The 13,753-nt window shown below is 39.1% G+C and carries 16 protein-coding genes; 7 read left to right on the top strand and 9 right to left on the bottom strand.

All coding sequences use genetic code 11. From position 1 onward, the window contains the following. Positions 1-212: 212 nt before the first annotated feature. The 7 genes from B5X76_RS20610 to B5X76_RS20575 form a co-directional block, all read right to left on the bottom strand. A complete protein-coding gene (locus tag B5X76_RS20610; protein ID WP_079645808.1) occupies positions 213-398 on the bottom strand; it encodes a CsbD family protein in 186 nt (61 codons plus the stop codon). A gap of 196 nt (positions 399-594) precedes the next feature. Further along, on the bottom strand, positions 595-1,554 hold the full coding sequence (locus tag B5X76_RS20605; RefSeq protein ID WP_079645807.1) for a transporter: 960 nt from the start codon (positions 1,552-1,554) through the stop codon (positions 595-597). An 11-nt stretch (positions 1,555-1,565) separates the two neighbouring features. Beyond that, positions 1,566-3,290, bottom strand: a complete 1,725-nt coding sequence (locus tag B5X76_RS20600) for an amidohydrolase (protein WP_079645806.1) — start codon at positions 3,288-3,290, stop codon at positions 1,566-1,568. 391 nt (positions 3,291-3,681) lie between these two features. Next, positions 3,682-4,428, bottom strand: a complete 747-nt coding sequence (gene pstB / locus B5X76_RS20590; protein WP_079645804.1) for a phosphate ABC transporter ATP-binding protein PstB — start codon at positions 4,426-4,428, stop codon at positions 3,682-3,684. Further along, on the bottom strand, positions 4,418-5,275 hold the full coding sequence (pstA, locus tag B5X76_RS20585) for a phosphate ABC transporter permease PstA (protein WP_079645803.1): 858 nt from the start codon (positions 5,273-5,275) through the stop codon (positions 4,418-4,420). The genes pstB and pstA overlap by 11 nt, the downstream gene beginning before the upstream one ends. After that, positions 5,265-6,155 (bottom strand): phosphate ABC transporter permease subunit PstC, encoded by an 891-nt coding sequence (gene pstC / locus B5X76_RS20580; RefSeq protein ID WP_079645802.1) that lies wholly within the window; start codon positions 6,153-6,155, stop codon positions 5,265-5,267. Before pstC ends, pstA begins: the two co-directional genes overlap by 11 nt. 31 nt (positions 6,156-6,186) lie before the next feature. After that, positions 6,187-7,047 (bottom strand): phosphate ABC transporter substrate-binding protein, encoded by an 861-nt coding sequence (locus B5X76_RS20575; RefSeq protein WP_139375432.1) that lies wholly within the window; start codon positions 7,045-7,047, stop codon positions 6,187-6,189. Positions 7,048-7,292: 245 nt separating this feature from the next. Here B5X76_RS20575 and B5X76_RS20570 point away from each other — a divergent pair, with 245 nt between their 5' ends. From B5X76_RS20570 to B5X76_RS20540, 7 genes are all read left to right on the top strand, one after another. Then, positions 7,293-7,679: a DUF5856 family protein gene (locus B5X76_RS20570; RefSeq protein ID WP_079645801.1), complete on the top strand. Its 387-nt coding sequence runs from the start codon at positions 7,293-7,295 to the stop codon at positions 7,677-7,679. 66 nt (positions 7,680-7,745) lie between these two features. Next, positions 7,746-8,234 (top strand): hypothetical protein, encoded by a 489-nt coding sequence (locus B5X76_RS20565; RefSeq protein ID WP_079645800.1) that lies wholly within the window; start codon positions 7,746-7,748, stop codon positions 8,232-8,234. Between the two features lie 33 nt (positions 8,235-8,267). Then, positions 8,268-8,975 (top strand): SH3 domain-containing protein, encoded by a 708-nt coding sequence (locus B5X76_RS20560; protein WP_079645799.1) that lies wholly within the window; start codon positions 8,268-8,270, stop codon positions 8,973-8,975. 308 nt (positions 8,976-9,283) lie between these two features. Further along, entirely contained in the window at positions 9,284-9,517 is a 234-nt protein-coding gene (locus tag B5X76_RS20555) for a thioredoxin family protein (protein ID WP_079645798.1), read from the top strand. A 91-nt stretch (positions 9,518-9,608) separates the two neighbouring features. Continuing rightward, positions 9,609-9,872 carry a DUF2024 family protein gene (locus B5X76_RS20550; RefSeq protein ID WP_079645797.1) on the top strand — a complete coding sequence of 88 codons (264 nt, stop codon included), beginning with the start codon at positions 9,609-9,611 and terminating at the stop codon, positions 9,870-9,872. Between the two features lie 12 nt (positions 9,873-9,884). Continuing rightward, positions 9,885-10,496, top strand: a complete 612-nt coding sequence (locus B5X76_RS20545; RefSeq protein WP_079645796.1) for a MarR family winged helix-turn-helix transcriptional regulator — start codon at positions 9,885-9,887, stop codon at positions 10,494-10,496. 108 nt (positions 10,497-10,604) lie between these two features. After that, on the top strand, positions 10,605-12,236 hold the full coding sequence (locus tag B5X76_RS20540; RefSeq protein ID WP_079645795.1) for an ABC-F family ATP-binding cassette domain-containing protein: 1,632 nt from the start codon (positions 10,605-10,607) through the stop codon (positions 12,234-12,236). Between the two features lie 113 nt (positions 12,237-12,349). On the opposite strand, the gene B5X76_RS20535 is transcribed toward B5X76_RS20540, so the two are convergent. Beyond that, positions 12,350-12,913 carry a DUF1003 domain-containing protein gene (locus tag B5X76_RS20535; RefSeq protein WP_079645794.1) on the bottom strand — a complete coding sequence of 188 codons (564 nt, stop codon included), beginning with the start codon at positions 12,911-12,913 and terminating at the stop codon, positions 12,350-12,352. 208 nt (positions 12,914-13,121) lie between these two features. Continuing rightward, positions 13,122-13,751, bottom strand: coding sequence for a gluconate 2-dehydrogenase subunit 3 family protein (locus B5X76_RS20530; protein ID WP_079645793.1), 630 nt, complete (start codon positions 13,749-13,751; stop codon positions 13,122-13,124). Positions 13,752-13,753 lie beyond the last annotated feature (2 nt).

The following is a 13,753-nucleotide window of genomic DNA, read 5'->3' as shown; positions in this document are numbered from 1 at the left end:
AACTTTACATTAAATTTGGGGATAGGCTCAAACTTGATAGAGGCTTTTAGATTTTGGTTAATTATCCAATGACACAGTTTGAGTTACACTCCCCAATTATTTTCAGTCTACTAAAATAATTGTTTGAACCATATTCTGTATATAGAACGAGAGGTATTTCCATTACTGAAAATACCTCTCATTTTACATTATTATTCCTAAATAAGAAATTGTTATAAATTATTTAACCAACTTTCAACCTCATCTTTGGTTTTACCTGTTTTCTTTTGCAACTTACCTAACAACTCTTCTTCTTTACCTTCCGCATAAAGTAAATCATCATCTGTCATATCTGCATACTGTTGTTTCACTTTACCTTTCAATTCGTTCCAACGGCCTTTCCAAGTCAATTTGTTCATAGTTTTTCCTTTCTATTATTTGTTTCCAATCTGTTGTTTCGATAATAGAACAACCCGAATGGTCAAACGTTTTAATTATTTCAACTTTTAGACAGAATACCTTCAAAAGGACATGCCGCGCCCTGTCATTCGGCCTCAAACCTGATTGTTGTATAAATAAGAAAACGGTACCACATCTAATCTAGAAACTAAACTCCTAATGGGGGGATGTCGGTATCAATATGTTGAGACCTGTCTGAAATGCAATGCCCCCAAACCTACTCTCCGTAGAAAAGTTTTGGGTCACACGAGCCATAGCTCCCACTTTTTTAGGAACGATCCAATACGACACAAAACCACCTACCCCAGCTATTCTATCGGACAAAAAACTACCTGTACTGCCCTTATCATCAGACACCTGCTTGGTATAATGACCAAATATTCCGATTTCATCACCACGTGAATTTAGAAGGTGTGTACCACCTCCATCTATCGTAAGATGACTTCCTTCTCTAAAATCAGTATCTTTTTGCCAATGATTTATCTCCAAAGTCGTAGCTACGGTGATTCCAACCTGTCCAATGGGCTTATATTTTACGGCGCCTCGAATATTCTGAGACCAATATCCATGACCGCCATTATCTAGACTATTAGGCTCATACTTGCCTGTAGGAGCCCATACACCGTAATTTAAAGCATACTGCATCTTATTCTGCTTCCACGATAGCCAGACGGGTTGAATATACATATCTCCGAAACCAAGACTCTTATTCGTAAAAGTATAATTACCCGTTCCAGTTTGCTGTGAATAATAATCCAAAGCAATACTAGCAGTTGGACTATTGAGTGTAGGTATGACCATCATGCCCCAATCGGCCCCCAATATTTTACCCTTACCTCCATAAATAGCCATCAGAATAAACGAGTGCGTTTTGACATTTTGTTTAATATTTAATGCAGTAGGGTTTTCAGGCACTGGATTAATAAGTTGATCCGACTTTTTGCCCGCTGCATTATAGTAATCCATATTCGCAAATCCATACCAAACCGGAATAATAATACCGGCATGAGGAGCAAAGTAATCGTTCGGATTAAACGAAGATCCACTATAGTGTCCTTGTCCATAAGTGATCCGGAAAAAGAACAAGAGTATAACGAATACTAAAAAAGCTTTCATAGCGTATAGGTTTAACGTTTAAATACAATTTTGCCTTCCTTTATGGTTTCCATGACTTGTATCGATCGCAGTCGTGCAGGGTCTAATGTTAAGGGATTCTCATTTACGATAATAAGATCAGCTAACTTACCTACCTCCAGCGATCCTTTTCGATCCTCTTCTTGATATTGATATGCCGCATTTATCGTAACTGCTTTTAGGGCATCCCATACACTTATTTTTTGATCTCCACCAAGCACCATTCCTGAACGTGTCGTTCGATTGACCGCAGCATAAATACCTGTCCACAGGTCTGGTGGCGTTACAGGTGCATCATGATGCATAGTAAAAGTAATACCCGCCTTTTTTGCAGCTTCAGCCGGGCTTATAAATGCAGCCCGCTTGGGACCAAACACGCTTTGATAGTGCCAATCGCCCCATAAATAGACATGCGCAGAAAAATAAGATGGGATTACACCCAACTTCCTGATTTTCTCGATATGATCCGGTCGGCTATTCTGTACATGTATTAATGTAGCCCGCATTTCGGGCTTATAAATACCCTCCTCTTTGAGTTTTCCGATGACACGAATGGCTTGATCTATGGCCGCATCTCCGTTAACATGGAGTTGAGCCGTTATTCCTTTTGAAAAAATTGCCTTTAAGTCGGCATACAAGACCTCGTCGGTGAAAATTGGAAATCCTTTGTAGTCTTTGGTCTGCCCCTCGGGAGGAACTAAGTAGGGTTCAGTAAGCCATGCGGTTTTCCCCTGCGGTGAACCATCGTCTGAAAATTTAAATCCGCCCAGCTTCAACCTGTTTTCATAGCGCATATAGTCTTTTGCCAATACCTCCCAATTCTTTTTATTGGCTTCAAAATCTGGAAAGTAGACCAAATCAGCTTTTAATATTTTTTTTGCAGCAATCTCCTTTAACAAATCTAACCCTACTCCCATTGTACGTCCATCACACATAGTTGTTTGTCCATAACTCAACCATTCATCTTGCGCAGCAATAAAGCTCTTTATCTCATCAGAAATACTATCGGTCTTTGTCGGCTTAGGCAGAAGACTTGTTAACTTCATCAATGCCTCAAAACTGGCATTTTCCTCCATTTTACCATTCAACAATTTAGTCTTTGAATCCCTGCCGTAATGTCCTCCTTGAGGATCCTTGACATCCTCTTTAATGCCCAGCAACTTAAACATAGCTGTATTCGCTACGCTGGCGTGCCCTGAAGCATGGACGATAATAATAGGGTGTGTCTGACTGATCGCATCCAATTCGGCCCGTGTTGGATGTCGATGTTCACTCATAATTGCATCATCGTAACCGTTTCCGAGTATTGGAGCCTGTTCGGGCAAATTTTGTTTTAGAATATAACTCCTAATAACTTCTTGTAGATGAGGGATATCGTCGACTGTCCCATAAGGACTAGGAGACAAATCTACCGCCTGTGCCATTCCTGCGCGAGAAGTGATATGGCTATGCACATCGATCAGCCCGGGCAACATAGTTTCACCTTTTAGGTCGACCTCAATCGTACCTTTACCTGACCATTTGAGAGCTTCAGCTTTTCTTCCCACAAAAGCAATCTTGCCATCTTTCACCACGAGCGCTTCTACCTCTGGCCGCGAATCTTCCATTGTCAAAATAGGTCCGCCGAAATAAATAGTATCACCTTCTTGCGAGGAGGAGTTACAGCCGATTGTGGCTAAAAGCAATACGTTTGATATTATATACAAGAGACTTCTCATAATCTAATAGGTTGAAATTATTATTTACTCAACAACAATTCTACGGGACAATTGTTTGAATCAAATCTACCAACTACACAAACAGTAGTTTTCCCAATAGATTATTGCATTGGTCTTTCAAAGACAGAGGGGAGCGCGCTTTTACAGAAATTTATCGACGGTATTCAGGAAACTTTTTATAATTTGGGTATAATTACTGCAAATAACAAAGAACTTTCCAAAGAGCTGGTTCAAGAAGTATTTGCAGGATTATGAGATAGACAAGATCTTCTACAAGTCGAAAAGCTAGAGCGATAAACAAAAAGTGTAATCCGCTAGTTTCATCAGATTACACTTTTTAGCATATTATATCCGTAGGTTACACCACCGAATCTAGCATACTCCATACCACCTATCCAAAATTACCATTAATGTAATTCAGTGTCATTTCATTCTTCGGCGCGTTGAATATCTGACTCGTAGGCCCCTCCTCTTTAACCTCTCCCAAATACATAAATACAGTTTTATCAGCAATACGTTGAGCCTGCTGCATGTTATGCGTAACAATCACAATCGTATATTTTTCCTTCAAATGCGATATCAACTCTTCAATCTTTAAAGTACTAACGGGATCTAATGCCGAACAGGGTTCATCCATCAAAATGACCTCAGGACGTAAAGCCACAGCTCGTGCGATGCATAATCGCTGCTGCTGTCCACCTGAAAGTCGTGTCGCAGGCATTTTTAAATCATTCTTGACTTCGTCCCACAAAAATGCTTCCCTAAGCGCCTTCTCGATTACATCTTTTCCGTATGGAAGATTATTGATTTTTAGTCCGTAGGCAATATTTTCATATATACTCTTTGGAAAAGGATTCGCTTTTTGAAATACCATGCCTATACGTTTTCTAATCTCTGTGACGGGAATAGATCGATCATAAAGGTCCAGATTTTCCAGTTTAAGTGTTCCTGTAATCTTCGCATCAGGAGAAAGATCATGCATACGATTAAAGCTCCTTAATAAGGTACTCTTGCCACATCCGGATGGCCCTATCAGGGCAGTAATTTCATTTTCAGCGAATGAAACATTGATTTTTTTCAACACTTCCTTCGTTCCGAAACTTATCTCTAGATTTTCTGCTGATAACTTAGTTTTCATTTTTCCTGTATTTGTAACGTATATAAAAAGCTGTCAAATTCAACAAAAAGACAACGATAATTAATACCAGAGCCGTACCATAAGCGATAGGCCGTACCTCCTCTATAGATTGGTGTTGGGTGGATAACATATATAAATGATACGGCAATGCCATAAATTCATTGTCCACAGCTCCGCCTAATCCATTAATATAAAAGGCAGCACCCGTAAACAAAATGGGAGCCGTCTCTCCTGCTGCTCTCGACAATGTCAATACTACCCCTGTAAGAATACCCGACATTGCCGATGGCAACACCACATCCTTGATTGTTTCAAACTTTGTGGCACCCACCGCCAAGGCAGCCTCACGCGTACTTGCAGGGATACGCATCAGTGCCTCTTCTGTCGTGGTAATGATATAGGGCAACGATAATAAACCTAGGGTCAATCCTGCAGATAACATCGAGGTGTCAAATTGCAAAGCCTGAACAAATAATGCCAGTCCGAACAAACCGTAGATTATTGAAGGAACTCCCGACAGGTTACGTATTGCTGCACGTATTATACGAGTCAGCCAATTATCCTCCGCATACTCATTTAAATAAATGGCGCAACACACACCAAAAGGAATAGAGAACAAGGCTGTCAACAATGTAAGTAGTACCGTTCCTAAAATAGGTGTCAAAATTCCACCCTTGGTCATCCCTTCTCGGGGTACATCTACGATAAATTCCCAAGACAAAGAACTAGCTCCTTTTGATACAATTTCCCAAAGAATAACAATCAGAAAAAAACAAACAAGCCCGGTACTCAATAACAAGGTACCCCATTCAATTATCGATGTAAAATTAAATTTTCTAAGCTGCATGATATTTTCTAAAACGGTTAATAAAAAATTCGCCTACTAAATTGGCAATCAAGGTCATAAAAAACAGAACGGTAGCAATGGCATAAAGGGCAAAATAATGCGTTGTCCGATAAGGTACTTCTCCCATCTCAATAGCAATAGTTGCTGTCATTGTCTTGACCGAATCAAACATACCTTCAGGTAATAAAGAAGCGTTTCCTGTGGCCATAAGTACTGTCATTGTCTCGCCTATAGCCCGACCTACACCCAACATCACAGCAGCGATAATTCCTGGAGCCGCAGCAGGGATGATCACTCGGCACAATGTCTGCCACTTGGTAGCACCTACACCGTAACTAGCTTCTTTATAAGTCTTCGGAACAGCATGAATAGCATCTTCTGCCACCGTAATAATCGTTGGCAATGCCATAACCGCCAAAAGAATAGCTCCATTTAATGCATTCAAACCATTGGGCAAACTTGCAAGATCAGCGATACCTGGCCCAACCAGAACAATACCCAAGAAACCAATTACTACAGATGGGACCGCAGCTAACATTTCGATAACAGGCTTTAAAATATTTTTTAATCGAGGGCTGGCGTATACCGCGATAAAAGCTGCAGTACCAATACCTAACGGGATCGCAATCAACATTGCGCCAAAGGTCACTAAGGTCGTACTTAGTATTAAAGGGAGCATACCATATTTCGGGGTTTTACCTGTCGGATTCCATTCCATTCCAGTAATAAAATCCAAAGGTTTAACGTCCAGAAAGAAAGAAAACGAATTGTAGACAAGCATGGCCAATATTCCACCCAATGCTGCCAGTACAAGCAGTCCCGTAATTTTGAAAATATACTTGAATGCTACATCCAGGGATAATCGTGTTTTATACTTCATTAGAATATATTATTTCTTTAATGTACAGACACTACTTGTCTTTAATATAATAACCATGTTCCTTGATCATCTGTTTGCCCTTTTCACTTTGTTCAAATTCAATAAAAGGCCGTACCTTTTCCCAAGAGCTCTCAATTACAAACTGATACAAAGGTCTTTGAAAAAAATACTTACTATTATTAATAGCTTCAAGATCATTAGGCGAATAAGCAACAGCTGTAGGGGTTTCTTTTATTTTGACAAGCCGTATCCCCTGTTTACGCTCTGGTTCGTCAGACACATAACCTGCTCCGATATACCCAACTCCTGATTTATCCACCTTTACGCCTTCGATAATCTGTGCATTACCCGTCATTTCCTTTGCGGAGGGTGAAAATTCAATCTTAAGTTTCTTCTTCACGAAGGAATAAGTACCCGAACTACTTTGCCTACCATAGATATTAATGGGCAAATCTACCGGTGTCAGTTCTTTCCAGTTTTTTATTCTACCATCCAGAATCTTCCCTAAAGTCTCTAGATCCAACTCTTCCAATGGTAAGTCTTTATGAACAATGAAAGCAGTCGCATCTTCCGCAAAGACCACCGTCTTAAGCGGTATATTCTTATCCCTAAATTGTTTGATTTCTTCTTCAGACAATGGCCGTGAGGAGTTCGCTATGTCCGCCTGTCCATTTAACAAAGAGGTAATACCCAATCCGGATCCTCCACCCGATATCGCAATACTAAAACTGGGGTCAATCTCCGTAAATTTCTCAGCTAGATTAACTGCTAAATTCACTTCTGTATCCGACCCTTTCATTTTTATAGAATGGTCTTTCGAGGTACAGCTATTGGCAATAGTCAATACCACGAGTCCAAAATAGCCAAAACAGGTATGTCTGATTCTTTTCATCAGCACAAAAGTGCTATTTTAATATAAAGAGAACTTTAACGAAGTGTTAAGCCAATGTTAAGCGAGCTATTTTATGTTAAAAACAGGTAAAAAAAACATTAAATGAGCTAAATTTAACATTTACCTATATCCTTCCTAACGACTAACCGACCCGCTACCTCTAAAAACTTAGAAAAACAAAAAACAGTTCCACTTGTTCATGTTACGACAATCACTTTAGTTCATTTAACTATAGACATCTCACAATGGCAAGTACAAAATCAAACAACAAAGACATCGCTAATTTTTTGGCCGAACTCATTTCTTTTCGTAATTCACTTAAATTAATCCATTGGTCCATCACAGGAAAAGGAAGCTACGAAACGCATATCTCGCTAGATCAGGCGATCGCGTCGCTTATAGATATTACTGATCGTCTTGTAGAAACTACATTTTCATTAAAGGGTACGTTGGATATCGTTATTCCCGAAACGAAACGACCTAACAATCACATTAAATATATTGAAGAATATTACGCACATATAGAACGTACAAGAGGCCCATTATTCCCAGAGACCTTTTCTCAATCGATAATTGATGATGCGCAAGAGACGATACAACAATTACTGTTCCGTCTGAAACGTTTAGAATAATTTTCAATTATATTTCCTGTATATTTAAGAACTATTAATCTTACAACTTAACGAATCAAATCGAATATGCAAATACGTCGGATTATTCACAACAAAACGGTAACCGTTTTGTTGTGCCTATTCTTAGCTTCCTGTAATAATCGAACCGACACAAAATCAAATAATATTCCCGAACAACAATCTCTTCACGACGATAGTATCAACAAAGATGCTCCGTTGTGGGAATATGACTATCAGGCAGACACCCTTATCCGTATCGATTCTAACCAAAATCGGCCTCATTCTATTGATAACGCGTTAAGAATTATCAATAAAAACTACGATGGAAAAGTCAAATTAGATTTCGTTAGACAGAACACAGACACATTATTTGTTAAAATAGAACAGCCACAAGTTTTGACACAACAAATGGGTTCTACTGGTGCGCGAGCCTATTTAACCCTAGCTACCTTCACTTTGACAGAACAAACCGGAATAAAATATGTGACTTTTGATTTCCAGGAAGGGGATCATGCCGCTCCGGGTACATACAGCCGATTCTCTTTTGAAAATTAAATAATTCGTAATGAAAAATTAGCATAGACAGTAATGCTTAAATTCTTAACTTTTATTCTTCTTTCTATATTTTCCTCTACATGTTTTGCGCAATTTGCCAAAATTATCGATAAGGATGGTTATACCAATCTTAGGGAGAAGGCAAGTGCAACTAGCCGCATTGTAGGAAAAATAAATTCTGAAGAAATCGTCTATACATTCCATGACGACGAATTTGGAAATTGGCGTATTGCTGACTATCGAAATGAAAAGAACGAACTGATTACGGGATATATCCATAAATCTAGGCTCAAAGAAATTGCCTCTTACGAACAAATCCCTTCGCTCCTATCAAACAGAGCATCCGCGTCGTTTCAAATGAAGGATATTCAAATCGATATCGAAAGTGACGATTTTGACTATGCAAAACACAAAAAGGACTTTTCTATTTCGGACTATGGAACTTACAGTATTCTGGACCGTTATAAAGGACAGGAAATGTGGGGTACTGACGGTACCATACCACAGACACACTATAAATCAATTATCATTCAGATCAGAAACAAGACGATAAGAATTCCTGAGCGAGATATCGAAAATCTTTTCAATATCAATAATGAAAGTGTAGGGTGCTACTACGACTATGAAAAAGATTGCTTGTACATCGTTGCCACAAACGGCGACGGAGCAGGCGGTTATGTAGTCCTTTTCAAGATTGAAAAAGGTAAATACGCGGGCAAAAAACTCGAAATGCCATTCTAATAAATTCTGTGTTATACGGCATCGTAAAACTGCTTAAGTTCGGCTATCACATCGTCGTAAAGAGAATCCCTATCCTTATCCTTATAACCGGTTCGTTCATAAAAAAAGTGCTGCGCCCTACATCTCGACGATTAGACTTCTTCGTAAAATACATCTTTTGAAAAATGCATGACATCTGAGGTAGCACAGATTTTAAAAATACGAATGGTCCAGGCAATTATCTTTATTCATCAATTTGAATTAGTTAGGAATCCTAACTACCTTTGAAGAGGTAATATTACCCAGAAGTAAATTAAAATACAACAAACATGTCAAAATCAGTTTTTTACCACGCAGGATGTCCCGTATGCGTCAGCGCAGAACATGACATCATCAATCTTCTAGGTATTGACAACGTAGAAGTCGTAAACATCGGAGAAGTGAGAGACCGGATAGAGGAAGCTGAAAAAGTTGGAGTAAAGTCAGTACCAGCTCTAGTAACACCGCAAGGAAATGTATTACACATCAACTTTGGCGCGTCTATCGAAGATGTAAAAGGTTAAAAGTTTGCCCCACTTAGATAGGATAACTATCTTTGAGGGGCATCTTTTATGAGTTAAAACAAAATCAGAACATCACAAAAATCAATAAAACATGCAAGTAGCGGTTTGGGATACCTACGTAACCAAAAAAGACGGAACAATTATGCACTTTGACATTATTGTTCCTGCAGAAATAACGGATACCTCTGTAATTTACGACTATGGGAGAGAGTACCTGAGAATCAAAAACCAAGAGGGTCAACCATTGACGTCACATGAATGCAAATTCTGCCATATAGAAAAAGTCAAAATCGAATGGCAAAATGAAATAAACAATAAAGGAGTTTTCATCTATGAAATGGAAAACTGTAAATAAACAATATATAGCATGAACAGATCTGATTTCGATCTGGAACAACAGAGCAAGAACATAGAAAGCAAAATTGTAGCTTCATTCGAAAGAATATCTCAATCTTTTCGCGTACTGCTGTGGCAACAAAGCAAAGAATTCACTTTGACACCCACTCAAATACAATTATTGATTTTTCTACTTCATCATGGTCCTGAAAATAGAAAAGTAAGCTACCTCGCTGAAGAATTCAACATGAGCAAAGCTACTATTAGTGACACAGTCAAAACATTGGAGCAAAAGAAACTCATTGTCAAAGAATATGGCGGATTAGACACAAGAAGCTACACCATCAATCTCACCGACAACGGGAGAAATATAGCCGAGCGGACATCCCTATTCACGAAGGAAATCAGAACACCTATCGATAAGTTGGACGATAAGAGCAAAGAAACCCTGCTATCCAGTCTACTGGAAATTATCGGTCATCTCAATAAATCTGGAATAATCAGCGTGCAAAGGATGTGTATCAGTTGCTCCTATTACCATTCAACAGATGACGGAACACATTTCTGTAGATTACTCAATCAAAAACTAGATACCAAAGACCTTCGGATAGACTGTCCTGAGCATCAAGCGAAAGCTGGGTAAGCAAAGGGATAAACGCCATCTTTGATAAGGATCAACTATCTCAAATCTGATGATTTACATCTAACATCTAAATGCTATCTTTGCGGTTTATTTTAATATCGGTTTATAGTGATCAACGTAAATAATGTCTCTGTGTCATTTGGAGGCACAACTCTTTTCAGCGATGTTTCATTTTCGATCAACGAAAATGACAAAATAGCGCTTATGGGCAAAAATGGAGCTGGTAAATCCACCTTGTTAAAAATTATTGCAGGTGCCGGCAAACCTACATCCGGTAATATATCAGGACCTAAGGATGCCATTATTGCCTACTTACCGCAACACCTACTCACCCAAGATAATATGACTGTCTTCGAAGAAACCTCAAAAGCGTTCGAAGAAGTCTATCAGATGCGCGATGAATTAGAGACACTGAATGAACAACTTAATATACGTACGGATTATGAAACCGACGATTACATGAAACTAATCGAACGGGTGTCCGAACTAAGCGAAAAATTCTACTCTATAGAAGAGACAAACTACGACGCAGAAGTTGAAAAGGTGCTCAAAGGATTAGGATTCGAACGTGCAGATTTCACCCGTCAGACCTCCGAATTCTCTGGAGGATGGCGCATGCGCATCGAATTAGCAAAAATACTCTTAAAAAAACCAGACTTAATTCTTCTCGATGAACCTACAAACCACATGGATATTGAAAGTATTCAATGGTTAGAGGAATTCTTGATCAATTCAGCCAAAGCAGTTATTGTCATCTCTCACGATAGAGCTTTCGTAGACAACATTACCAACCGTACCATCGAAGTTACGATGGGACGTATCTACGATTATAAAGCCAAATATAGTCATTATCTCGAGCTACGTAAAGATCGTCGTCTACACCAACTAAAAGCGTACGAAGAACAACAGCGCTTTATAGCGGACAACCAAGAATTTATCGATCGCTTTAGAGGAACCTATTCTAAAACGCTACAGGTACAATCTCGGGTCAAAATGTTAGAAAAACTCGAAATCATCCAGATAGATGAGGTCGATACATCAGCCTTGCGATTAAAATTCCCACCTTCTCCCCGTTCCGGACAATACCCCGTAATGGTAGAAGAACTAACTAAAAAATACGGTGAACATGTCGTATTTGAAAAGGCAGCGATGGTCATCGAACGTGGCGAAAAAGTAGCCTTTGTAGGCAAAAACGGAGAAGGAAAGTCAACCATGATTAAAGCTATCATGGGAGAAATTGACTTTGAAGGGTCCTTAAAAGTAGGTCATAACGCTAAAATAGGTTATTTCGCCCAAAATCAAGCAGCTTTACTAGACGAAGAATTAACCGTATTTGAAACTATCGACCAGATTGCAATAGGCGATGTTCGTGTAAAAATAAAAGACATGCTCGGTGCATTTATGTTCAGCGGCGACGACACCACCAAAAAAGTTAAAGTCCTTTCTGGTGGAGAAAAAACAAGACTTGCAATGATCAAACTGTTATTGGAACCTGTCAATGTCTTGATTCTAGATGAGCCAACCAACCATTTGGACATGAAGACCAAAGACATAATAAAAGATGCTCTTCAAGATTTTGATGGAACACTTATACTAGTTTCTCACGACAGGGATTTCCTGGATGGACTGGCAACCAAAGTATTTGAGTTTGGAAACAAACGCGTCAGAGAACATTTCGAAGACATCAAAGGCTTCTTAGAGTACAAAAAAATGAATAGTCTAAAGGAGATAGAGCGCTAAACTCATTTCCGTTCGGCACAATCTATTTGACCACTTATCAACACGCTTGATACAGTGGTCAAACTTTTTTACGACCCGCCCCTTAGCCCGACAGGCTATTCCGGCGCTAAATCTTAAGGGTTCAGTTTACGGTCTAACTTTTCCACCTTACGATACAACTCTTTAATTAGCTTATACTGTTCCTGCTGGGATTCATATAATCCCTTGATTTGCTCTTCAAGTAAAACGTCAAGTTTTTGATGGAGACTTCGTATCTCCAATTCTGCCTTTAAATTTACCAAGTAATCATTTTCCCCACGCATTCGATCTTTCTCCTCCTGTCTATTCTGGCTCATCATAATAATCGGGGCTTGCAATGCTGCAACACAAGAAAGGACAAGATTCATCAAAATAAAAGGATAAGGATCAAATTTATCGTCTGTCAGCGCAATTGTATTGTAAGCAATCCAAACTACGAGAATAACAATAAAAATGATAATAAAGCGCCAACTTCCCCCAAATTGTGCGACTTTATCCGATACACGTTGACCTCGGCTCAAAATCTCTTTCGGTGGATGAACCAACCGATCCACAATCAGAGCCTCCTCCACCATAGTCTGTTTAACTATCTCATGGAGTCTACGCACATTGTCATTATTTCTCTCGATAATAGCATCGAGTTCTTTACGATTGTTCATTTCTTATCTCTTATTTTAGATATAAAATTGGAGTATCCTTCCGAAGTCACCAAATAAAGATAATAATTTATTACAAAAAAACTTTCATGATGCCTTTGGATCAGCAACAGACATGAAAGTTCTTGATGGCCATTGAGTACAAACACTTTCAGAAAAAATAGGGCGCCGTTTATTAAGCGGCACCCTATTTTTAGCGATTCGCTTAACGTTAAGCAAAGGCCTTATCTCCTTTTTTGTACGGGAATTCACCATCGTATTTACCCGGTATCTTGACATAACGAAGCGATTTCGTACATCCAAGTTCCGAATTAAAAAAGCCTGTCAATGTCAATTGTTTGAACATCGTAAACCAGTGCGAAGGATCATTCTCTTCCGAGTGATAAAGCTCATTTTGTTTCACCTTATTTTTCTCACGGATTTCCTTTTGATCTTCCGATTGCTTTTTATTAAACTCGCCCGCCTCTTTATCAAGTACCGCCGCTATTGCTGTACGATCTTCAATAGATAGCTCTGCAAAAGGCTTCCCTTTAACTTCTTTCGCTTTAGTATCCAACGAAGCAAAGCCTTCGATAAATGCCTTTTGTTGCTTTTCCGTATAGCAATCTCTTACCATAACTGGAATAAAACTACCTACCCCAGCTTCTTTTGCCCCTGGAGTAGCCGTAGGTGGCAAAATAGCATCAGCCAAATCACCAAGTCGTTCAATAATATCTTTTTCAAAAAGACCTGCAACATCTTTTGATGCAGGCCGTGTACAGCCTTCTAAAAACAGATTAGCTCCAATTACTGAGCCTCCTAAAATCATGGCTACACGCTGTATTGCTTCTCTTCTATTCATCT

The organism is Sphingobacterium nematocida (genome assembly GCF_900168125.1).
GTDB classification, from domain to species: domain Bacteria; phylum Bacteroidota; class Bacteroidia; order Sphingobacteriales; family Sphingobacteriaceae; genus Sphingobacterium; species Sphingobacterium nematocida.
This window is presented reverse-complemented; position numbering and strand designations above follow the sequence as displayed.